Below are 22,256 nucleotides of genomic sequence, written 5' to 3'. Positions count from 1 at the left end.
GGAGGAGTGAGAATGGTCAATCATCCGGGTCGGATAGGCCTTGCCGCGACGCTTCTTTGTCTGCTTGCCCTGCCGCTTGCGCCGGCGGCGGGGGCGCAGCGTGTCCTGGAGTGCCACTTCGTCTCCGTCACGCCGGATTCCTTCGTCTATGGCCAGTGGAGCTTTGCCGCCGATATCTCCGGCGGCTTCCTGCATCTGCTGCTCGCTCGGCCGCAGGACAGTGATCCGACCGTGACGGCTTTCAGGCCGCTTGATCATGGCCGATCCATCCACGACGCCCTTGATGCAGGCACCAGTGATGGCGGCAGCACCGCTCATTTTGAGATGGCGATGGTTGGGCCAGACGAGCTGGTGACTTTGGACCAGTGGCAGTTTGGCGGGATGGAACAGTATGATCGCCTGATCTTGCGATGTCCCGCCCATACATAGCGCGCAAGCGACCGCGCGCTTATGGCGGCCAGTCAGGCAAAGCGGGCGGCGGCACGCGTCGCGCAAGCTCCTCGGCGAAGGTGAGAATAGACAGATCCTGGCCGAAGCCCGCGACAAGCTGAACCCCGATCGGCAGCCGGCGCTCTGAGAGAGCCACGGGCAGACTAATCGCGGGAAGGCCCGCCATATTCACCCAGCCTGTGAAGATGGCATGGTCTCGCGGGCCGGCTTCCTGTCCGTCGATCCGGTCGGGATAGGGCGTGGCGGCATCCCAGGGCAGGGCAGCCGCACTTGGTGTCAGCACCAGGTCATAGGTCGCAAAGAGGTCAGCCAGACGCAGGCGGAGGTCGGACACCCATTCCAGGGCGCCCGTGTAATCGGCGCCCGTGATCGCGCGGCCCTCGGCGGCCATGGCCCGCACCGTGGCGCCGGCCTTGGCCTCAAAATCCGCCCGCCAGCCCATCATGAAGGCGACGCCGGCGCGCGAGATGACATACCAGGTGCGGTGGGCGGCGGTGAGGTCGAAGAAGACCGTGCCGGGGGTAACGTCCGCTCCCGTCCTGGCCAGACTTTCAGCGAAGGCCTGCGTTGCGGCGGCAACCTCAGGGTCAACAGGCGCTGAGCCGAATTGGGGGATATAGAGCACGCGCAGGGGCCGGTTCGGCCAAGGGTCGGGCCGCACGAGCAGAGAGCGGCGATCGCGCCCTTCCGGTCCCGAGAGCACGCTGTCGAGCAGCCGGATATCAGCAACGCTATGCGCCAGAGTGCCGATAACCTCGAAGTCGCTGAGGATCGCGGGAAAGCCCCGGAGGCGCGGGATATGGCCGGTCGACGGCTTCCAGCCGACCAGGCCGGTATGGCTCGCCGGACGGCGGATCGAGCCGCCGCCATCGGTGCCGATGGCGGCGGGCACCAGCCCAGCGGCGACACTGGCGGCGGCACCCCCGGAGGAGCCGCCCGGCGTCAGATCCGGGTTCCACGGGTTGCGGGTGACGCCGAAGAGATCGTTCTTCGTATAGCCCTCGACGGTCAGTTCCGGGACATTCGTCTTGCCAAGGATGACGGCGCCGGCTGCGCGCAGCCGGGCGACCGGCAGCTCATCCTGTGCGGGGACATAGCCGGACAGTGCCCGGCTACCCCAGGTCGCGGTCATGCCGGCGACCAGGATATTGTCCTTGACCGACAGCGGAATGCCTTCCAGCGGTGAGCGTGCCGCGCCCCGGGCCAGCAGGGCGTCGCTGTCGCGGGCCGCCTGCCTTGCGCCGCTCTCATCGAGCGCTACAAAGCTGTTCAAGACAGCGTCGCGGGTCGCGATGCGCGCCAAACTGCGGTCGAGCAGCGCCTCGGCCGTCACGCTGCCCGCCCGTAACGCACGCGCGATGGCGCCAAGGTCCTCGGGCATAGGGCTCTCCTTCGCGGCGCTCACAGCGGCTTGCCGATGGCGGCGGGCAGTTTGGTGGAACGGCCCAGCCCGGCCAGGACGCCAATCGCGATCAGATAAGGCACCATCTGCAGCACATAGGAACTGACCGGAATGCCGAAGCTTTGCAGGCGGAATTCCAGAGCCTCGGCGGCGCCGAAGACAAGACAGGCGACAGCCGCGCCCCAGGGGTTCCAGCGCCCGACGATGAGAGAGGCGAGGGCGAGATAGCCTCGGCCACCGGTCATGCCGTCGGTGAAGGTGCCAACCTGCTGCAGCGACAGCACCGCACCACCCAATCCCGCAATGGCGCCGCAGCAGATGACGGCGGTCATGCGCAGCCTACGCGGGCTGTGGCCCGCGACGAAGACCGCCTCGGGATTTTCGCCCGTGGCGCGCAGCAGGAGACCAGTCTGGGTGCGGAACAGGAAGAAGGACAGGCCAGCGCAGCCGAGGAGCGCGAGATAGGTCAAGGGCGGATGGGAGAAGAGCAGGGGACCTGCGACTGGAATTCTTGCCAGGCCGGGAATGGGCCAGGGTGCCAGCGGTGTCACATCAACCGATGCGCTGCCGGCGAAAATATGCAGAAGATAGGTGGTGAGGCCGAGGGCCAGGATATTGGCCGTCAGCCCCGTCACCATATTGTCGGCACGGTAGCGCACGGTGACGATGGCGACGATCAAGCCGATCGCAGCCCCGCCCAGAAGGGCAAGCAGCAATCCCATGACGGCACTGTCGGAGGCCCAGGCGCCGATGACGGCGGCAAAGGCGCCCATCAGCATCATGCCTTCCAACCCGACCGCAAAAACGCCGGCCCGTTCCGACAGGATGCCGCCAAGGGCGGCAAAGATCAGCGGCGTCGCGATGCGGATGGCGGCGGCCAGAAAGTCGATCATGCCCGCCGCACCATGGCCGCCAGAATGAACAGCATGGTGATGCCCTCGATGACCACGACCAGTGCGGACGGCACGCCGATCTGCCGCTGCATGGCGAGGGCGCCTGTCTCCAGCAGGCCGACGAAAAGGGCGGCGGGAATGACGGCCGCCGGCTCCAGCGCGCCGAGCAAGGCGACGGTCACTGCCTTGAAGCCGAAGCCGGTGGAGAAACCTTCGATCAGCCGATGATGCAGGCCCAGCACTTCTATCCCGCCGCCCAGCCCCGCGAGGCCGCCGGCCGTCAGCATGACGCCCCAGGTGACTGCGGCGGCCGAGAACCCGGCATAGGCGGCCGCCGCCCGCGCGCGGCCGGTGACGCGGATTGCGAAACCCCAGGGCGTCTTCCACAGGATGAAGGACAGGATAAACGCGGCCACGACGCCGATGACAATCCCGATATGAAAATAGAAATGCGGCACGCGCCACAGCCAGACTGCGCGCGGCATGGGGGGCGATTGCAGGAAGCCAGCACCCGCCTGACCGAGCGGACCGGCCAGGACCAGCTGGACGAGAAGCAGGGCGACAAAGTTGAGCAGCAGCGTGACCAGCACCTCATGCACGCGCCGGCCGAGATGAATGGCGGTCGCGATCCCGGCCCAAAGCGCGCCGCAGAGGACGGCACCCAGCAGCGCTGCGATCGCCGTGACAAGACTGGGTGACCATGGCCAGACCAGCACCGTGGCCGCGGCGCCGATGCCGCCCACCGCGATCTGCCCGTCCGATCCCATATTGATCACGCCGGCGCGGAAGCAGAGTGCGAGGCCCGTGCCTGCGAGCAGATAGGGCGAGGTCCGATTGAGCACGACACCCATCTGATAGGGCGAGCCCAAGGCACCCACCAGCATGGCGCGGAACGCGACCAGCGGATTGTGGCCGGCGATCGCCACCAGCACGGCGGCACAGAGCATGGACAGCAGGATGGCCAGCAGAATGCGTGGAAAAAGCCCGTCGCGGCGCAGGCGCAGACCGCTCCGCGCCATGACGGTGGAGGCCGCACTCCCGCTCACGCCGCCCGTCCTGACATCCACAAGCCAAGCTGGGGCATGTCGATATCCGCCCGTACCATGACGCCGGCAATGCCGCCGTCAGCCAAAACGGCGATGCGGTCGCTGACCGCCAGCACTTCCTCCAGTTCGGAGGAGATGTAGATAACGCAAGCGCCGGTGTCGCGCAGCGCGATCATGCGTTCCAGCACGAAATGCGTCGCTCCCGGATCAAGCCCCCAGGTCGGCTGATGGGCGATCAAGACGGCGGGGTTTCTGTCAAGCTCGCGCGCGATGACGATCTTCTGCTGATTGCCGCCGGACAGCCGGCCGGCCGGTGCGGAGGGGCCAGGGGCGCGGATATCGAAACGCTGCATGAGCCGGCGGGCCTGGGCGAGGGCCGCACGTCCCGCGAGCAGACCATGCCGGGAATAGGGTGCCCGCCCACTGTCCCGCAGCATGAGGTTTTCCGCGATTGTCATGCTGCGGACCAGCGCCGTGCTGGCGCGATCGGCCGGCATATAGGCGAGGCCCGCTTTCATGCGCGTGGCGACGGAGGCGCGGGTGATATCCTGGCCGTCCAGGCTGATGCGGCCCGCGGTGGACGGGCGCAAGCCGGCCAGCGTCTCGGCCAGTTCAAGCTGGCCATTGCCGTCGACACCCGCCAGGCCGAGGATTTCGCCGCCGCGTAGGGCAAGATCGATCGGCCCCAGACCGGTGCCACGCAGGGCTGTCACATCCAGCCGGACAGGACCGGCTGTCACCGTCGCCAGCATGGGTGGCGCGGATAGATCCCGATCCACCATCATCGCCGCAAGCTGCGCCCGGCTAGCGCCGGCGACCTTCGCCCGGCCGGATACGCGCCCCGCCCGCAGCACGGTCACGCTGTCGCAAACCTCCAGCACCTCGGGCAGCTTATGGGTGATGAAGACGATGCCCTTGCCCTCGCTCCGCAAACGCCGGAGGATCGCGAGCAGTTCGGCGACCTCGGGCGGCGCCAGGTTCGATGTCGGCTCATCCAGGATCAGCAGTTCAGCATCCCGCAGAATGGCTTTGAGGATCTCGATACGCTGCCGGCGGCCGAGCGGCAGGTCTGCCACCCGCGCGAAAGGATCAAGCGCCAGCCCGAAACGAGCGCTTGCCTCACGGATGCGGGTCGCGATGGCCGCACGGTTGATACGCCATCCCGTTTCATCCCAGCCGAGCATGACATTCTCGACCACCGTCATCGCTTCCACCAGCATGAAATGCTGATGGATCATCGCGATGCCGGCTTCCATCGCCTGCCGCGGGTGGTGATCGGACAATTCCCTGCCGCGAAACACGATACCGCCGCCGTCGGGCGGGATCATCCCGAACAGCACCTTCATCAGCGTGCTTTTGCCGGACCCGTTTTCCCCCAGCAGACCGACGATTTCACCCGCATGGACGTCCAGATCGATGCCGTCATTGGCGCGCACCGCGCCGAAGCAGCGCACGATTCCGCGCATTTCGAGAAGGGCGGCCATGGTCCTGGTGTCCGGCCTTGCCGCTCAGCTGCCGGGGCGCGCGTCGTGTTCGGTCGGCACGACCTTAAGCGTGCCCGAGGCGAAATCGGCGTCCATCGCTTCGACTTCCTTGACAACGGATGCTGGCACAACCGGGTTGAAGCTCTGACCCGGACCGTAGCCGAGCGTTGCGCCCGTCACCGGCGCCGTGTTGTAGCCATATTGCACGAAACTGCCGAAGAGCTTCCCGGTCTTCACCTGGTCTGCGACATTGCCGATCATGGCCGGCCAGTCTTCCAGAATATTGGTCAAGACCAGATCCGGCGCGATCTTGGTCTGATCAAATCCGCGGCCGGTGACATAGACATGCCGCTCCTTCGCGGCCTGCACGAGCCCGGCTTCGGCGGCATTGAGCTTGCCGGTGAGAACATCTGCGCCTTGGTCGATCAAGGATAGCGCCGCTTCCTTGGCTTCGGCCGAATCTTCCATATCCTTGATGTAGATGATGGAAACTTTCGCGCCGGCCTTGGTAGCGCAGATGCGGAAACCGCCGGCCTGGGCCGTGATATTCGGCACACCTTGCAGGCCATAGACGCCGGCCACCTTATGCGTCTTGCTCATGCGCGCCGCGAGCAGTCCAAGCTGACAGCCGAATTGCGCATTGTTCCAGTCGATGGACATGACGTTCGGCGCCTGGCCCTCATTGCCGCTGACGGCGATGAACTGGACCTTCGGGAAATCAGGCGCGACTTCCTCCATCGCCGAGACGAACCGGCCCGAGTGGCCGAGCACGATGTTGTAGCCTTGGCTGGCATAGTCGCGCAGTGCATCTGCCTCATCGGCGTCGGCGACATTCTCGGAATAGGCTGTCGCGAAACCATGCGGCTCCAGGCTTTTGACGATGGCATAGCCGAGCGCATTCCAGCTCTGGTCATTGATGCTGCCGGGCAGCAGGATGGCGGCCTTGTCGGCGGCCTCGGCCGCGGGACTGAAGGCCAGGCCGGCAAAGATGGCAGCACTGGCAGCCAGAACCCGCCAGCGACACAGGAGACGCGCCTTCGTCATCGATAGGACCTTCCGTTAATGGGGGATGTCGGCACGCGAAAGCCGGCGCTTTTTGTGGGCAGGTGCTGCCGCCGGGCGCTGCACCGCCTTGAATGGGTCAAACCTGAATGATGGCCGCGATCGGGGCTTCACCGGGCTTGCATTGATGCTCGGTGCCACCCGAGATGAAGATCGCGGAATCCCCGGTGACCGAGGCGAGCACGGCACCAAGTGCCGCGCGGGCATGACGTTCATAGTTGATATCGGCATCCGACAGCATGGTGGTGCGGCGTCCGCGCAGCATGCCGCCCGGGGGTGCTTCGGCCTTAGCAAAAATCGCTTTGATTGTTTCAACATCGAGAGCGGCGGTGTCGTCGCCGATGGCGCTTTGCGCGGCACGCAGCACGCCAGCGGCATCGACCACGTCCCGCAGTACAGCATGGCCTATTCTGAGATCGCCCGAAGCCTGCGCCGAATTCCCGAACAGAAGAATTTCGCAGTTGCGCAATTCACCACCGGCGGAGGTATTCGCGACAGAGGAATAGAAGTCCATGCGCTGCGCGATGACCGTGTCATCAAGGTCCGTCTCATTGACCTCACCAAGGGCGACGGCGACACCAAGGGCGGTCGCACCCCGGGCATAGGGTTTGGAGCCATTGGGGTCACGCGTCACCAAGCGGGCGCCGCGGCGGTCTGCATCGGTTACGGCGGCGGGGGTGAGCAGGGGGCCTTTGACCTGAACGTAATGCACATCGCGCGGGTCAGCGATGGCGGCTTCCGCCTGGGCGCGGCGGACGGCCTCCGCCACCAGGCGCACCTCCGCCATGGTGCCGACTTCTTCCGGGGCGAGGTCCCGCGTCACGGCGATGCCAAGGGCAAGACGCGTCTCGCCCGCCTGGGGCGCTTCACCGGCGCTGCGGGTGAAGATGGTGGCATGCGGGCTCAACACGCCCTCCGTGCCGCCGGACCAGACAAAGGCAATCTTCCGGCCAACCTCTTCGGGCGTCACCCCCAGATGGCGGGCAAGGGCCAGAGAAAAGGACAAGGTTGCGAAGCCGCGCGTAAAATCATTGGCGCCGCCGTTGCCCTCCGTCTTGCCGATCAGGGCGACGATCTCCTGAGGCTTGATCGCGCCGCTCCCGATGAGCTGCTCCAGGCCCGAGACATCACCCGGGTTAGCCATCGCCAGCTTATGGACGCCAATGCGCAAGGCACGCTCCTTTATCCTCGCGACGAGAGTGTACGTCCTTGCTGCACTGCGCAACAGGATTGGAATCATTTTCACGATGTGGAATAGATCGGGGCCAAGGCGTGGAGGCGGCGATGGCTGGACTGGCGACGACGGAGCCCGCGGAGACACCGGGCAAGACCATGGCACCTCCGGGCGGCGTACAGTCGATTATGCGGGCGCTGGCCATTCTAGAAGAACTGGCGGCCAGTGATGAAGGCTTGAACCTGACCGAACTGGCTCGCCGGGTGAAGCTGCCGCCCTCCAGCGCGCACCGAATCCTGACGACACTGCAGCGCCGCCGTTTCGTGCGCTTTGAGTCTGCGACCATGAGCTGGCTGGTCGGCGTGCGGGCCTTTGCTGTGGGCAATGCCTTTGCGCGGTCGCGCGATCTGGTCGCGCTCGCCACTCCCCATATGCGGCGGCTGATGGCCGAGACCGGCGAGACCGTGAATTTCTTCATGCTCGACGGCGATGAGGCCGTCTGCATGGCCCAGATCCAGAGTCAGCAGATGGTGCGGGCAATATCACGTCCCGGCAGCGGCATGGGTATGCACCGCTCGGCCGCCGGAAAGGCGATCCTCGCGCATATGCCGGAGAGGGAGGTCGCCGGCATCATCGGCCGCAGCGGTCTGCCGCGCTATACTGTCAACACCATCACCAGCCCGCACGCCTTGCAGACCGAACTTGCCCAGATCCGGCAGCGTGGCATTTCCGTCGACAATGAGGAATTCTCGATCGGTCTGCGCTGCATCGCAGCCCCGATCTTCGATGAACTGGGCGACGTGCATGCCGCGGTCTCGATCGCCGGTCCATCGTCCCGCATTACCGAGGCCCGGGTGGTGGCAATCGGCGAATTGGTCAAGCAATGCGGCCAGGCCGTGACCGCGGAGGTCGGCGGGCGCCAAAGATGACCAGGTGCTCGTCCCCGGGCAGAAAGCCCCGCAAGCCTGAGAACAAAAACGGAACAGACGTAGGTTCGGGTCGTCGCAGCGCCCGGATTTTCAAACGTGGTGGAAGGGGTGCGACGTCTCTCGGCACAGACTTGCTGGTAGGGCTGAGATTGCAGAGACGCCGGGCGCTAGCCTCTCCCGCCGCCTGTCATGCCTATGGCAGTGCTTTATGGTGGCAGCATAGGTCGCGTCTTTGTCTTTATTCGGCGCGCTCATTTGAAAACAATTTTCCCGATAGCCCCGTTTGGCTGGCTGATTAGCCAATAAGGCTGTGCTAGTGGGTGAGGCATGACAGCTATCAGACCTCCACTCACTGACGCCGAAGCCGAACTCGCCAGCCTGATCGTCGCTACGCTCAACCTGGAAGTGCCCGCTGTCACGATTGATCCTGACGCCCCCCTTTACGGGGAGGGTCTCGGCCTCGACTCAATTGACATGCTCGAAATATCCCTCGTCGTGGCACAGAAATACGGCGTCAGGCTGCGGGCGGACGACGACGACAACGCGGCGATTTTCAAATCGCTCCATGCTTTATCGGCTTATATTCAGGCCCACAGAAGCAACTGAATGATCAGGGTGACGAAGGCGCGTTCGCCGCTGGCTGCCGTGCTGATGATCCTGGCAGTCTCCGTTCTCTTCCACATCGTCATCGTCAAGACCAGCAGGCTGCCGAATCTTTCTATCGGTGGCCTGTTCAAGCTCAGCTTCATTGGATTGTCGGCCCTCGGGCATTGGGGTCTTTACGCGAGCCTGCTGGCCACCTTCGCCTTGACCCTGCGGCGCGGCCATACCCCGCTCATCACGGGCATGGCCTATCGGCTGCACGGTGCTCTGTCGGTTGAGATGATTCGTTACACGCGTGCGGTCACCATCGCCTGGTCGCTCTTCTTTACTGCGCAGATTCTGACATCGGTTGCGCTCTTCTGCTTGGCGCCGCTGACCGCTTGGTCAATTTTCGTCAACCTGCTCGACATTCCTCTCGTCGTGACCATGTTCGCCGTGGAATACGCGGTTCGCCTCCGCGTGCTGCGCGATCCGCCCCGGCATTCGTTCAGGATGGTGTTCGACATGGTCAGCGATTGCATGCACCGCCCGCCCGACAATACGACCCCGCCCTCCGGTCTGCCGCGTCCATGACGGAGGCTGCGGATAGTTCGCGACAGCAGTTTGCCATCCTTCGCCACGCGCCGGACGCTACGGTGGCGCTGCGTGGTGCAATCCACATTTCCGCCGCGGAACTCGGCCGCGATGTGGCGTCACTTGCGGCGCTCCTGCCGCCGAAGCGCTTTCTTGTTAATCTCTGCCAGGACCGCTACCGATTCATGGTCGGTTTTGCTGCCGCGCTCCTGCGCGGCCAGGTCACGCTCATGCCATCCGCCAATACCGCGGGCATGCTAAGGGACCTCGCGGAGGACTATGCAGATCTCTATGCACTGACCGATACTTCGCCACCCGATCTGCCGCATCTCCGGTTTCCCGATGTCTTGCCTGACGCCGAGGCCGCGGATCTTCTCGTGCCGGGCGATCAACCGGCCGTGGTCCTTTTCACCTCCGGCTCCACCGGCCGTCCGAAGCCGGTTGCCAAAACCTGGGCGACGCTGGTGGAAAGTGCCCGCGCGGCCGGCGCACGTTTGAATGCGGACGCGTTTCAGGCTGGTTGCGTCGTTGGTACCGTACCGCACCAGCACAGTTACGGCCTGGAATCGATCATCCTGCTCGCCTGGCAATATGGGCTCGCTGTCTCGGCAGCCAGCCCGCTTTTTCCCGCCGATGTTCGCGCGGCGCTGGCCGCGGCACCGCGGCCGCGCCTGCTCGTCACCACGCCCGTTCACCTGCGTGCCTTAACTGCCGATACCGGCGGCATGCCGCCTGTGAGCCTTATCCTGTCGGCGACCGCGCCGCTGCCGACCGATCTTGCGGCGCGCGCCGAGGCCTGTTTCAAGGCGCCACTCATCGAGATCTACGGCTGCACCGAGGCCGGACAGATTGCCACCCGGCGCAGCACGCACGACAGCGACTGGCATTGCCTTGACAACGTCGTTCTGCATGAAGATGCGGCCGGCTGGTGGGCAAGCGGTGCGGCGGTCCAAGGCATTGCCCCGGTTCAGGACGTCATCGAGCTAACGGCACCGGACCATTTCCGGCTTGGCAGCCGCTCCGCCGATCTCGTCAATATCGCCGGCAAGCGGTCCTCCATCAGCTATCTCACGCATCAGCTGCTGGGCATTCCCGGTGTCGAGGACGGCGCCTTTGTCATGGAGGATGGCACCGGCCAGGCTGTGCCGCGACTGAAGGCACTTGTCGTCGCGCCAAGCCTCTCGACCGAGCAGATTATGCAAGCGCTGCGCCTCACGCTCGATCCGGCCTTTCTGCCGCGTCCGCTGATCCGGGTCGCCAATCTGCCGCGCAACGATCTCGGCAAGCTGCTGCGGGCCGATGTGCTGGCACTCGCCGCGGCCGAGGCCGCGGAATGACCGGTTGGGCGCGGCGCGCCCTGCAGGTGCCGGCTGATCACCCGACGGTCAGCGGCCATTTCCCGGGCCACCCTATCGTGCCGGGCGCGGTGCTTCTGGATGAGGTCGCGAGCGTCCTGGCCGGCTCCGGCCCGCTGACGTTCCGTGCCGTCAAATTCCTGGCCCCCGTACAGCATGGCGAGCCGCTAGATCTTCTATGGCAACGGCAGGCCGGCGGGCTTTGCCGTTTCGAGATCCGTCGCACAGCGCCGGACTCCCTGGTGCTGACCGGCACGCTCGAGGGCGCAGCATGAGTGGCCGATCCGACGTTCAGGACTGGGCGACGCGGCCCGAACGCGGCTCGCAATCCACCATCAGGCTCGCGGCTTGGGTCGCGCTGCGGCTCGGCCGGCGTGTCGCGCAGGTTTTCCTCTATCCCGTCTGCCTCTATTTCCTACTATCTTCTCCGGTTGCCATGCGCAGCTCTCGGGCCTATCTCGGCCGGGCACTCGGCCGGAAGCCGCGCCTACGCGACATCTATCGGCATTTCCTGACCTTCGCGTCCTGCGTGCTCGACCGGGTGTATCTGCTGAACGAGCAGGTGAAGTGGTTCGACATCACGGTCGAGGGCGAAGACATCGTCCGCCGGATCGACGCCGATGGCGGCGGCTGTCTGCTGTTTGGCGCGCATTTCGGCAGTTTTGAAACGGCACGCGTCGTCGGGCGCCGCTATCGGGACCTGCCGGTCAGCCTGCTGATGTACGAAGCCAATGCCCGCAAGATTCGCATGGCGCTGGCGGCGATCAACCCGCGCCTGGAGACCGAGGTCATTGGCCTCGGGCGGCTCGATTCGCTCATTCTGGTCGCGGAGCGGCTGCGAGCCGGCCATTTCGTCGGTGTGCTGGCCGACCGCAATGTCGACGGCCGCGACCGGCAACGGATTTCGTTTCTCGGCGCGCCGGCGGCCTTTCCGCAGGGGCCGTTCCGGGTGGCGCTGATGCTGAACAGGCCGGTGGTGATGATGGCCGGGGTCTACAAGGGAAAGGGGCGCTACGAGGTGCGGTTTGAATTGCTGGCCGAGGCCCGTGAGGCGCGGCCAGCCGATCCGCAGGCCTGGCTGGACGAAATCATGCGCCGCTACGTTGCCCGGCTGGAGGCACTGTGTCGGGAAGCACCCTACAACTGGTTCAACTTCTACGATTTCTGGGCCTGACATGCTGAATTTTCAGCGTTTTCTGGTTTCAGGCCTCTTTCTGGCCGCGGCTTCGCTCGCGCAGGCCCAGACGGCCACCACCTGGGGCCTCGTACCGCTCATGCAGTCGCTGGCGGCAGTGCGGTCTGCCTCGGCCACCTTCACCGAAACCAAGACCATGGTGCTGCTGAAGACGCCTCTGCAAAGCGCGGGCACGCTGCGCTTCGTGGCCCCCGATTACCTGCGCAAGACCGTACTGGCGCCGTCCCCACAGGACTTTGTCCTGCAGAAGAGCGCGGTGACAATGACGGCCGCCGGACGCACCCAACATTTTGACCTCGGTCAGGCGCCCCCGCTCACCGGTCTGGTCGAAGGCGTGCGCGCAACGCTCGCCGGCGATCTGCCGACCTTGCAGCGCGCCTATATGATCGAGCTGAGCGGCGACGCAAATACCTGGCAGCTTCTTCTGCATCCACGCGAAGCGACCGTCCGCCGTTTTCTCAGCTGGCTGAGTATTCGCGGCAGCGGCAACAGGGTGACCGAGATCGATACCGGTGGCGCGCAGGGTGACCTCGGCCGCATGAGCGTCAACGAAACGATCGATCATGGCCCGTAACTGGATACCGGTCTGGCTCTGCCTCGCGCTTGCCCTGCTTTGCGCCGGCATTGCCACACGGAGCCACTATCGCACCGATATGGGGGATTTCTTGCCCCATGCGCATAGCCTGGCGCAGCAGGCCCTGGATGCCCAGGTCAGCAGCGGCAGTGCCTCCCGCATCCTGATGCTGTCGATCGACGATGCGCCACCCGCCGCACTGGCCCAGCTCAGCCTGGACCTCGGCCGCCGGCTGCGCGCAAACCCTGTCTTCGTCACGGTACTCAATGGTGACGATGCGGCGATGGCGGGGGTGCAGTCCTTCGTCTGGGATCACCGCTATCTGCTCAGCGCCAATGTGACGCCGGCGCTCTTCACAGCGTCCGGCCTGCACGGAGCCTTGCAGAACGACCTTTCTCTTCTCAGTTCGGACCTCGGTGCGGTGGTGTCGGCCAGCCTGCCGGCCGATCCGACGGGCGAGGCTCTGAGCCTTGCGCAGCAGCTCGGTGCCGCGGCAGGCCACGGCCCGCAGATGCGGGACGGCGCCTGGTTCTCCCCTGACGGACAATCGGCACTTCTCCTGATCCGCACAGCGTCACCGGGTTTCGATATCGATGCCCAGGCTAAGGCGCTGGCTCTCATCGACGAGGATTTCGCCTCACTCCGGGCTGCTATGCCCGGCGCGTCGCAGGCACGGTTGCAGGCAAGCGGCCCGGGCGTCTTCGCGGTCGATACGCGGGACGTCACCAAGCGCGACGTCACCCGCCTGTCCATTCTGGCGACAGCGGGGGCCGTGCTTTTCCTGCTCATAGCCTATCGCTCGCCGCGTGTTCTGCTGCTCGGCCTGCTACCGGTTGCCTGCGGAGCGCTTGCCGCGACGGCGGCCGTCTCGCTCGCCTTCGGCTTCGTCCATGCCATTACGCTCGGCTTCGGTGTCACGCTGATCGGCGAGGCGATGGATTATTCGATCTATCTGCTCACCCAGACTGTGAAAGGTGACAGCGCGGAGCGCACGCTTGCCCGTATCTGGCCGACACTCCGTCTCGGTGCGCTCACGTCGATTGCGGGCTTCTGCACCATGCTGCTGTCGGATTTCACAGGTTTCGCGCAGCTCGGCCTGTTTTCGGTCGCGGGCCTGGTCGGTGCAGCGGCGGTCACGCGCTTCGTTCTGCCACGACTTGTACCGGACGGGTTCTTCGCCTCCGGCGCCGCTGGCATCGGTGCGCCGCTGCGCCTGCTTCTGCGCTGGCAGCGTCCGGCGCGGCGCGTGCTCGCTCTGCTGCTTGTCGCCGCCGCCATCACTCTGGCCGCACATCGCGGCCCGATCTGGGATGACAACCTTCTCAACCTCAGCCCGCTCTCACCGGCCAGCCAGGCGCTCGACCAGAGGCTGAGGCATGATCTGGGCGTGCCGGATACGCGCTATTTCATAGCCTATCAGGCGCCAAGTCAGGACAAGGCGCTGGAAACGAGCGAGCAATTGCAGGCGGTCCTGGCGCCGCTCGTGACGGAGAAAACCCTCGGCGGCTATGACCTGCCGAGCCTCGTCCTGCCGAGCGCTCGCACCCAGCGGGTCCGGCTCGCGGCCTTGCCGGATGACGCGACCTTACATGCAGCCTTTACGCAGGCGCTTTCCGGTCTGCCCTTCCGGCCCGAAAGTTTCACGCCGTTCCTTGCGGATGTGGCGCGCGCCCGCGCAGGCGGCCTGCTGACCGAGACAAGCCTGCCCGCGCTCCTCTCGCTCCGTTTGCAATCCATGCTGATGCCGGCGGGTAACAGCTGGACCGTGCTGGCACCGCTACAGACCGTAGCCGACATTGTCCGCCTGCGTGCCGCCTTGAATGGCGCCCTGCCGGCTGGCGCTGTCCTTGTCGATCTCGACCAGCAATCGTCCGATCTGCTGCACACCTTTCAGCGTGAAGCCGTAGCGCTGGCTGTCGCCGGCAGTCTCGCCATCCTCGTTCTCCTGTTTATCGGCCTGCGCTCGCCGCGTCAGGTATTGGCAGTCGCCTGTCCGGTGGCGGCTGCGGTCCTTCTTACGGCCGCGATCCTGACGTGCGGCGGCAAGCTTTCCATCTTCATGGTGGCTGGGTTTCTGCTCATCGTGGCGCTCGGCTCGAACTACTGCCTGTTCTTCGCACGCCGCGATCAGGCCCCGGAAGAGCGCGCCCGCGCCTTGGCCTCGATCATGCTTGCCAATCTCTGCACCGTCGCGGCCTATGGGTTGCTCTCGCTCTCTCATATTCCGGTGCTCCACGATATCGGACTGACGGTCGCTATCGGCACCTTCCTATGCCTCGTCTTCGGTGCGGCCTTCAGCGCATCCGCCGCCGATAGGATTGGCCGATGACGAACCAGGACAAGCTCGGCCGCGTGCTGCACTATCCCTCGCTGCGGCCGATCGGGGAACGCATCCTGCTCGTCATGCTGCCCGGCGCCGGTATCGCGGCCGATGATTTCGTGGCTCACGGCTTCATCGTCGCCGCCCAGGCGAGCCAGCCGGCGCTCGATATCATCGCGCTGAGGCCTGACATCGGGCTTTACCTCGACGGTACGATCGCGCGGACGCTGCACGAGGGCGTCGTTGCCCAGGCGGTCGCCTCTGGAATCCGCCGTATCTGGCTGCTCGGCCTGTCCCTCGGCGGCATGGGCGCGCTGCTCTATGCAAGTGAGTATTTGGAGCGTGTGGAAGGTCTCGTCCTGCTGGCCCCGTTTCTTGGTACCCATGGCACTGTGGCCGAACTCACCCGGGCCGGGCGTCTGAAGGATTGGGCGCCCGATGGCTCGGCTGCAACGGCGCCTGAACGGCAATTGTTGACCTGGCTGCAGCGCCATTGCCACGAGGGGCGCAGTCATCCTCGTCTATTTCTCGGCCATGCGACCCGTGATCGCTTCGCCGCCGGCCACTCTCTGCTGGCCGCAGCACTTCCCCCGTTCCAGGTCGTGCAGGTCGATGGCGTGCACGACTGGGCGGCCTGGACCGAAGCCTGGCATGCCATCCTGGCCCGGAACCCGTTCCAGTGAAGACCGCGGTCGCTGGACGGTTCGCACGGCGATATTATAGAGACAGGGCATGAACACCCTGGGTCCGAGCACGAACGGGATCGCGCCGGCGCGCCCGGCCTATGAAGACATCGTGCCCTATTACGCGGAACTCTGCGCGCTCTCTGAGCTACGCAAGAAGCCGGGCTTCGGGGTTCCGCTCAGCAGCGGCATGGGTGGCCATCTGCTGCTTTATCTCAACGGCGTGCGGGTGGACCGCAGCAGTGGCTATCCGGTGCTGGACGTCATCCCGCCGGGCGGCAATGCCGGACAGCATGGCGCCGCCATCAGCGCCAATTCCCATTACCGCAACGCCAATTGGGTGGCGATTGAGGACCGCGATTTCATCTTCCGCGGCGCGCTTGCCCACGGCGAGGCGCTGACGCGCGAGACCTATGAGCGGACCCAGGCGAGTGCGCGGGCGCGCGGCCTGCTGGACGGTATCGAATTTCATGACCACTTCTTCCGTGACAAGCCGCCCGGCATGTCGGTGGAAGCGTTCAAATACGAAATCTCGGTCGCGACCGATTACGGCGCAACCTTCGGGCGCAATTGCTTTCGCGCGCGGGTGCCGCTGGATGCCGCGCGCCTGTCGCGCATGGTCGCCTTTCTCAATGAGCTGAACGAGCCGTACCGGACCGGACAACGCATCTATCACTGGCGCATCTTCAACGACAATTGTGTGCATATGGCGCATAATGCGCTGGCAGCCGCAGGCTTTTGGGCGCCTTGGCCGACAGGCCAGGTAGCCCTTCTGGCGGCCTTTCGGTTTCCAGTACCGAAAAACGCAATGGTTGATCTGGCATTGCGCGCGAACGATCTGCCGATTGAGGATGCGGAGGCACTTTTCGACAATGTCGAGGTGCGGCGCTTTCTGATCGAGACGGGTGGCTTGCCGACCGGCCCGGCCGCGCTCACTTCGGCATTGCCTGCCATCGCGACGAATGACATCTACGATGTGCGGAAACTGCGACTGATCTTTTACGACAATCCTTTCTGGGGCCGGTATCGCGGCTGGTTTAAGCGCATCCTGTCGGAAGAGCGGTATACCGATCTGGACGCCAATCTGCGCCATTTCGCCGAGCGTTATGAGGCCGCTGCGCGCAACCTGCCCAGTCTGTCTGCCTGGTCGACGGGGGAGCGTGCGCGGTTTCGGGATGCTTATGCGCTGCACATCCCTGGCAAGGCCGCGCAAGTTGCCGAATGGCAGGCCCGTCGTGACACCGGAGTTGACGAGGCGAGACCTCCGGTCAGGAGTGTCGCATGACCCCGCCGCTTGTCCTCTCCAGCCTTTGCATCGCGACTGCGCTCGGCGCCGGTCAGGACGAGACCTGGGCGGCCATCCGTGCCGGCCGCAGTGCGCTCAGCCCCTGCACTTTCGAGAGCCTGCCCATCGCGGCCTTCGCGGGCGCCGTGCCCGCTTTGGACGATGTCCCTTTGACGGGCAAATGGATGGCCTTCGATTGCCGCAACAACCGGCTCGCCGAACTTGCCTTGCGCCAGGACGGGTTCGAGGAAGCGGTCGGGCAGGCGCGGGCGCGCTACGGCGCGTCGCGCATCGGTCTTTTCACCGGTACCAGCACCTCCGGCATTCTGCAGACGGAACAGGCCTATCGCGCGATCGAAGCGAGCGGCATGTTGCCCCCGGACTTCGATTATGACCGCACCCACAATACCTATGCGCTCGGACGTTATGTGCGGGCGCGCCTCGGTCTTGCCGGTCCGAGCTTCACCATCTCGACCGCCTGCGCCGCCACCGCCAAGGTCTTCGCGGCTGCCGCCCGCATGATCGCAGCCGGTCTCTGTGACGCGGCGGTCGTCGGTGGGGCTGACAGTTTTTGCGCCACGACGCTCTTTGGATTTCATGCCCTGGGCGTCATGGCGGAGGGGCCGTGCCGTCCTTTCGATGCTGAGCGCCGCGGCATTTCCATCGGCGAAGCGGCCGGCTTCGCTTTGCTGGAGCGCGTAGGCCCGGCGCCGGCACGCGATGCGCTGATGCTGCTCGGTGTGGGCGAGAGTTCGGACGCCTATCATATGTCCTCCCCCGATCCTGAGGGCGGCGGCGCCTATGCCGCCATGCGCGCCGCCCTGGCTCAGGCCGGGCTGGCTCCCACAGAGATCGATTACGTGAACCTTCATGGCACCGCGACGCTGGTAGGCGACGCCGCCGAGGACAAGGCCGTCTCGTCTCTCTTCGGCACGGCGGTACCGCGCAGTTCGAGCAAGGGCTTCACAGGCCATACCCTGGGTGCCGCGGGGATCGTTGGGGCGACGGTGGCGGGGCTTGCCATCCGCCACGGCTTTCTGCCCGGCAGTCCGCACACGCGCGCGCTCGATCCGGGCTTTGCGGAAGGCCATGTTCTGGCAGGCCGCGCCGCGAGGGTCGACCGGGTATTGTGCAACGCTTTCGGCTTCGGCGGCGTCAATTGCAGTTTCGTTCTCGGGCGCGCGGGAGCGTGGTCATGATCCGGCTTTACGTCGAGGGTATCGGGCTGCGTGGCCCAGGCCTGGACGGCTGGGAGGCGAGCCTGCCGATCTTCGCCGGCACGGCCGCTTACGAACATCGGCCGATCGCGGTGCCGGCGGCCACACTGCTCCCTGCCAATGAACGCCGCCGCGCCCCACAGATGGTGAACCTCGCTCTCGCCACCGGCGCGGAAGCTTTTGCGGCTTCCGGTCGGTCGCCGGCCACGACGCCGGCCATTTTCGCCTCTTCGGGCGCGGACGGGGAGACCATCCACGCCATTCTGGGGACGCTGGCCGGAACCGAACGGGCGCTCTCGCCGACCCGTTTCCACAACTCCGTCCACAATGTCGCTGCCGGCTACTGGAGCATCGCGACAGGCGCCCGCACGCCCGCGACCAGCCTTTGCGCCCATGACGGCAGCTTTGTCGCCGGTCTGATCGAAGCCGGCGCGCAGGTCGTGGCGGGTGCAGCGGCCGTCGTCCTGATCGCCTATGATCTGCCCTATCCGGGGCCGCTGGCAGCCGTCCGGCAGATTGGCGAGGCCTTCGGGGTCGCCTGGGTCGTGGCGGCCGAGCCCTCCGATCATACGATCGGCCGCATCGAGATCGACCTCAGCCCAGCCGGAGCTATGCCTAGTCCTGCCAGCCCAGCAGCGTTGGAGCGGTTGCGGCAATCTGTTCCTGCGGCGCGCTGCCTGCCCGTGTTGGCGGCCCTCGCCGCCGGCGCATGCCGCTTGGTGACGCTCGACTATCTCGATGATCTGGCCCTGGCGGTGCAGGTCACGCCGGGGCGCGGACCATGACCGTGATGGAACGGAATGCCATTCTCGGCCTCATTCCGCATGGGGGTGCGATGTGCCTTCTCGATGATGTCCTGCAATGGGATGCGACGGGCATTACCTGCCGCTCCACCCGCTATGCGGCTGACGACAATCCGCTGCGCCGGGCCGATGGCACCCTGGGCAGTGCAGCGGGAATCGAGATCGCCTCCCAGGTCATGGCGCTGCACGGCCGTCTCACCGCCCCTGCGGAAGGGCCACCGCGCCCAGGCTTTCTCGTCAGCTTGCGCGACGTGCGGCTGCGCGCGTCCATTCTTCCGTCGGATAGAGGACCGCTGACGATTAACGCCCGCCAGCTTCTCGGCGATGCGCGCGGGGCGAGCTACGGTTTTACGGTTTCGGCCGGGGAAGACGAATGGCTAAGCGGCCGGGCGACGGTTCTGTTCGAGGCGCCGTTATGAAGCGCGCCCTCGTCACCGGGGCGAGCGGCAGCATCGGCGCCGCTATCGCCGCCACCCTCGCGGCGGCCGGGCACCACGTTTATCTGCATGCCAATGGGCAGTTGCCGCGCGCCGAAATCCTTGCGGACGCGATCAAGGCCCATGGCGGCAGTGCGGAGGCTTTGCGTTTCGACATTACCAGGCCGGAGGAAACCACGGCAGCGCTTGATGGCATTCTGGCAGCTGGTCCGATCCAGATCCTTGTCAACAATGCCGGCATCCATGATGACGCGGTGATGCCGGGCATGAGACCCGATCAGTGGTCCCGTGTCATCGACGTCTCGCTCAATGGCTTCTTCAACGTCACCCAGCCGCTGCTGATGCCGATGATTCGCACACGTTGGGGGCGCATCGTGAACATTTCCTCAGTCTCGGCGATCATGGGTAATCGCGGACAGGCCAATTACGCGGCGGCCAAGGCTGGGTTGCATGGCGCTGCCCGCGCGCTGTCGCTGGAACTCGCGAGCCGCGGCATCACCGTCAATACCGTCGCCCCCGGCATCATCGCCTCTCCCGCGACCGAGACGCTGTTCCCGAAAGAGGCGATCATGCGGATGGTACCGATGCAGCGCGCGGGGCAGCCGGAGGAGGTCGCCGACCTCGTCGGCTTCCTCGCGTCCGATCGCGCCGGCTATATTTCCGGCCAACTCATCTCCATCAATGGCGGGATGGCCTGAGGCAGCGCAGCAGGCGGGCAGCGGCCAGGCGCGCATACATGCGGGCAAGCAGAAGATTGTCCCGTCCATAGCGAAAATGCGAGACACCACCTTCATTTTCGCGGAAGTAGCGCACTGGAACAGGCTGGTTGATGGCGGGCACGCCTTGCCAGGACAGACGCACCACGGCCTCGGCATCGAAATCATAGCGCCGCATATGTGCGCTCGCCTCCATGATGGCGCTTAGGGAAGCCAGCGGGTAGACGCGAAAGCCGAACAGCGCGTCGCCGATATCGGCTCCGGTCAGCCAGCGTACGAGACAATTGGAAATTTGACGCCCCAGCACCCGCGCATGCGGCGCCGTGGCATCGAAGATCGGCACGCCGAGGATCATCGCCTCGGGATGCGCCACGGAAAGCGCCATGAATTGCGGAATGGCCTCGGCCGGATGCTGGCCGTCTGCATCCATGACCAGCACATGGGTGAAGCCTTCGGCGGCTGCCGCACGCAGCCCGTCCAGCACGGCCGCGCCCTTGCCGCCATTGGCCCGGCGCCGGATCAGCCGTAGGGCAGGGTGCGGCTCGACACGTTCGGCGGAGTGATCGGTACTGCCGTCGATGACCAGATAAGCCGGCCGCCACTGGCCGAGGGCGTCGCGGACGGTCTCGGGCAATTTCGCGCCGCTATTGTAGCTCGGGATCAGAACCAGCCGGGTGCCAGCCTTATCCATGACAAGGCTCAGCTCTCCTGCACCACGCGCTTGCCGCCGACGAACCGGCGCGGGTCATTCGTCAGCCGGAAGCGCAGGTGAGAGAGCTTGGTGACATAGTAGATCATGCGGAACAGATAGAGCCGTGCCCGCACCGGCCAGCCGTCGAAGATGGCACCGGCCAGGATGGAAAGGACGGCCTCCTCGACGCGGAACATGTTGCGCGGCGACATGAAAAGGTTGCGCATGGCCGGTTCGCGAATGCGGTAGATAAACCAGGTGAAGGCGCCGAGCGTTTTTTGCGTCTGGGCATCATAGCGGCGCAGCAGGCGGGCGGCCTTGCGTGGGCTGCGCAGGGTGCCGTCCACGGCATCGGCGGCCGAAAAAGCGCTCACCATGGCGAGATAGACGCCGGTCGAGAAAACCGGGTCGATGAAGGCGCAGGCGTCGCCCACCATGAGGAAACGATCGCCGCTGGTCCGCTTCGAGAGGTAGGAATAGTTGCCGGTGGCGGTGACATCGCCGACGAGTTCGGCATCGCGCAGCCGGTCGGCGATTTCGGGGCTGGAGGCGATGATCTGGCGAAAGAAGCTCGGCAGATCGGTGCCACGGTTCTTGAAGAAATCGGCGGGGCAGACGGCCCCGACGCTCGTCGTGCCGTCCGAGAGGGGAATGAACCAGAACCAGCCATTGTCGAACCAGACGATGGTGATATTGCCCTCGTCCTTGCCCGAAAGACGGCGCGCACCGGTGAAATGACCGAAGATCGCGGCGCTGTTGTTGCGCGGATTGCGCGCCTTAGTGCCCATCTGGCCGGCAAGCACTGTATCCCGGCCCGAAGCATCGACCACGAAGCGGGCGCGCCACTGGACCTCGGTGCCATCCTGGCCGCGGGCGGTGACAAGCGCCGTCGGGCCCTCGGGGAAGGCGACGCCGGTGACGCGGCATTCCTCGATCACGGTCGCGCCCTTGGCTTGCGCGTTCTGCAACAGCATATGGTCGAAGCTCGAGCGGCGGACCTGAAACGAATAAGGGAACCGTTTGTCGTAGGCACGGCCGAAATCGTATTTCACGCTCTTGCCGTGATAGGGCGAGACGAATTCGATGCCGTATTTATGCATGGCGGTGGCTTCGATCTTGTCCCGCACGCCCAGCCGGTCGAATAGTGGCAGGTTATGCGGCAGCAGGGATTCGCCGATATGGAAGCGGGGATGGCGATCCTTCTCGGCCAGGACGACGCGGTGGCCGCGTTCCGCCAGGAGGGCGGCGATGGTCGACCCGGCGGGACCGCCGCCCACCACGAAGACGTCGCAATCGGCGCCGGCGGCCACCATGCCCTGTTCCTGAACCTCAGCCACGTCTCGTTTCCCCAAAAACCGCCGGCT

23 protein-coding genes are annotated in these 22,256 nt (G+C 65.4%); 15 read left to right on the top strand and 8 right to left on the bottom strand.

The window, feature by feature from the left end; genetic code table 11:
• The first annotated feature begins 12 nt into the window (after positions 1 to 12).
• A complete protein-coding gene (locus tag AC3G7M_RS20845; protein WP_489216605.1) occupies positions 13 to 429 on the top strand; it encodes a hypothetical protein in 417 nt (138 codons plus the stop codon).
• Positions 430 to 448: 19 nt separating this feature from the next.
• Here AC3G7M_RS20845 and AC3G7M_RS20840 read toward each other — a convergent pair whose 3' ends face one another.
• The 6 genes from AC3G7M_RS20840 to atzD form a co-directional block, all read right to left on the bottom strand.
• Positions 449 to 1,831, bottom strand: coding sequence for an amidase (locus tag AC3G7M_RS20840; protein WP_489216603.1), 1,383 nt, complete (start codon positions 1,829 to 1,831; stop codon positions 449 to 451).
• Between the two features lie 20 nt (positions 1,832 to 1,851).
• On the bottom strand, positions 1,852 to 2,745 hold the full coding sequence (locus AC3G7M_RS20835; RefSeq protein WP_489216601.1) for an ABC transporter permease: 894 nt from the start codon (positions 2,743 to 2,745) through the stop codon (positions 1,852 to 1,854).
• Entirely contained in the window at positions 2,742 to 3,791 is a 1,050-nt protein-coding gene (locus AC3G7M_RS20830; RefSeq protein ID WP_489216599.1) for an ABC transporter permease, read from the bottom strand. Before AC3G7M_RS20830 ends, AC3G7M_RS20835 begins: the two co-directional genes overlap by 4 nt.
• A complete protein-coding gene (locus AC3G7M_RS20825) occupies positions 3,788 to 5,275 on the bottom strand; it encodes an ABC transporter ATP-binding protein (protein WP_489216597.1) in 1,488 nt (495 codons plus the stop codon). The genes AC3G7M_RS20830 and AC3G7M_RS20825 overlap by 4 nt, the downstream gene beginning before the upstream one ends.
• A 24-nt stretch (positions 5,276 to 5,299) precedes the next feature.
• Positions 5,300 to 6,319, bottom strand: a complete 1,020-nt coding sequence (locus AC3G7M_RS20820) for a BMP family protein (protein ID WP_489216595.1) — start codon at positions 6,317 to 6,319, stop codon at positions 5,300 to 5,302.
• Positions 6,320 to 6,416: 97 nt separating this feature from the next.
• A complete protein-coding gene (gene atzD / locus AC3G7M_RS20815; RefSeq protein WP_489216593.1) occupies positions 6,417 to 7,508 on the bottom strand; it encodes a cyanuric acid amidohydrolase in 1,092 nt (363 codons plus the stop codon).
• Between the two features lie 113 nt (positions 7,509 to 7,621).
• Between atzD and AC3G7M_RS20810 the strand changes: the two genes are divergently transcribed.
• The 14 genes from AC3G7M_RS20810 (at position 7,622) to fabG (ending at position 20,183) form a co-directional block, all read left to right on the top strand.
• On the top strand, positions 7,622 to 8,440 hold the full coding sequence (locus AC3G7M_RS20810) for an IclR family transcriptional regulator (RefSeq protein ID WP_489216591.1): 819 nt from the start codon (positions 7,622 to 7,624) through the stop codon (positions 8,438 to 8,440).
• Positions 8,441 to 8,767: 327 nt separating this feature from the next.
• Positions 8,768 to 9,046: a phosphopantetheine-binding protein gene (locus AC3G7M_RS20805; protein WP_489216590.1), complete on the top strand. Its 279-nt coding sequence runs from the start codon at positions 8,768 to 8,770 to the stop codon at positions 9,044 to 9,046.
• Positions 9,047 to 9,616, top strand: a complete 570-nt coding sequence (locus AC3G7M_RS20800; RefSeq protein WP_489216588.1) for a COG4648 family protein — start codon at positions 9,047 to 9,049, stop codon at positions 9,614 to 9,616.
• A complete protein-coding gene (locus AC3G7M_RS20795) occupies positions 9,613 to 10,953 on the top strand; it encodes an AMP-binding protein (RefSeq protein ID WP_489216586.1) in 1,341 nt (446 codons plus the stop codon). The genes AC3G7M_RS20800 and AC3G7M_RS20795 overlap by 4 nt, the downstream gene beginning before the upstream one ends.
• On the top strand, positions 10,950 to 11,246 hold the full coding sequence (locus tag AC3G7M_RS20790; RefSeq protein ID WP_489216584.1) for an ApeI family dehydratase: 297 nt from the start codon (positions 10,950 to 10,952) through the stop codon (positions 11,244 to 11,246). Before AC3G7M_RS20795 ends, AC3G7M_RS20790 begins: the two co-directional genes overlap by 4 nt.
• Positions 11,243 to 12,145 (top strand): lysophospholipid acyltransferase family protein, encoded by a 903-nt coding sequence (locus tag AC3G7M_RS20785; protein WP_489216581.1) that lies wholly within the window; start codon positions 11,243 to 11,245, stop codon positions 12,143 to 12,145. Before AC3G7M_RS20790 ends, AC3G7M_RS20785 begins: the two co-directional genes overlap by 4 nt.
• A gap of 1 nt (position 12,146) precedes the next feature.
• On the top strand, positions 12,147 to 12,740 hold the full coding sequence (locus AC3G7M_RS20780) for a LolA-related protein (protein ID WP_489216579.1): 594 nt from the start codon (positions 12,147 to 12,149) through the stop codon (positions 12,738 to 12,740).
• Positions 12,730 to 15,069 (top strand): MMPL family transporter, encoded by a 2,340-nt coding sequence (locus AC3G7M_RS20775; protein WP_489216577.1) that lies wholly within the window; start codon positions 12,730 to 12,732, stop codon positions 15,067 to 15,069. Before AC3G7M_RS20780 ends, AC3G7M_RS20775 begins: the two co-directional genes overlap by 11 nt.
• Positions 15,066 to 15,743: an alpha/beta fold hydrolase gene (locus AC3G7M_RS20770; RefSeq protein ID WP_489216575.1), complete on the top strand. Its 678-nt coding sequence runs from the start codon at positions 15,066 to 15,068 to the stop codon at positions 15,741 to 15,743. The genes AC3G7M_RS20775 and AC3G7M_RS20770 overlap by 4 nt, the downstream gene beginning before the upstream one ends.
• 49 nt (positions 15,744 to 15,792) lie before the next feature.
• Positions 15,793 to 17,028 carry a hypothetical protein gene (locus tag AC3G7M_RS20765; RefSeq protein ID WP_489216573.1) on the top strand — a complete coding sequence of 412 codons (1,236 nt, stop codon included), beginning with the start codon at positions 15,793 to 15,795 and terminating at the stop codon, positions 17,026 to 17,028.
• Entirely contained in the window at positions 17,025 to 18,227 is a 1,203-nt protein-coding gene (locus AC3G7M_RS20760; RefSeq protein ID WP_489216571.1) for a beta-ketoacyl-ACP synthase, read from the top strand. Before AC3G7M_RS20765 ends, AC3G7M_RS20760 begins: the two co-directional genes overlap by 4 nt.
• Positions 18,224 to 19,030, top strand: coding sequence for a beta-ketoacyl synthase chain length factor (locus AC3G7M_RS20755; RefSeq protein ID WP_489216569.1), 807 nt, complete (start codon positions 18,224 to 18,226; stop codon positions 19,028 to 19,030). The genes AC3G7M_RS20760 and AC3G7M_RS20755 overlap by 4 nt, the downstream gene beginning before the upstream one ends.
• Entirely contained in the window at positions 19,027 to 19,467 is a 441-nt protein-coding gene (locus AC3G7M_RS20750) for a hotdog family protein (RefSeq protein WP_489216567.1), read from the top strand. Before AC3G7M_RS20755 ends, AC3G7M_RS20750 begins: the two co-directional genes overlap by 4 nt.
• Positions 19,464 to 20,183, top strand: a complete 720-nt coding sequence (fabG, locus tag AC3G7M_RS20745) for a 3-oxoacyl-ACP reductase FabG (RefSeq protein ID WP_489216565.1) — start codon at positions 19,464 to 19,466, stop codon at positions 20,181 to 20,183. Before AC3G7M_RS20750 ends, fabG begins: the two co-directional genes overlap by 4 nt.
• Here fabG and AC3G7M_RS20740 read toward each other — a convergent pair.
• On the bottom strand, positions 20,164 to 20,892 hold the full coding sequence (locus tag AC3G7M_RS20740) for a glycosyltransferase family 2 protein (RefSeq protein ID WP_489216563.1): 729 nt from the start codon (positions 20,890 to 20,892) through the stop codon (positions 20,164 to 20,166). The two genes, fabG and AC3G7M_RS20740, sit on opposite strands and share 20 nt — an antisense overlap.
• A gap of 8 nt (positions 20,893 to 20,900) precedes the next feature.
• The gene (locus AC3G7M_RS20735; RefSeq protein WP_489216561.1) at positions 20,901 to 22,229 is read right to left on the bottom strand and encodes an NAD(P)/FAD-dependent oxidoreductase; all 1,329 of its coding nucleotides are present in this window, start codon (positions 22,227 to 22,229) and stop codon (positions 20,901 to 20,903) included.
• Positions 22,230 to 22,256 lie beyond the last annotated feature (27 nt).

The sequence above is a fragment of the Acidisoma sibiricum genome (genome assembly GCF_057837225.1).
This window is presented reverse-complemented; position numbering and strand designations above follow the sequence as displayed.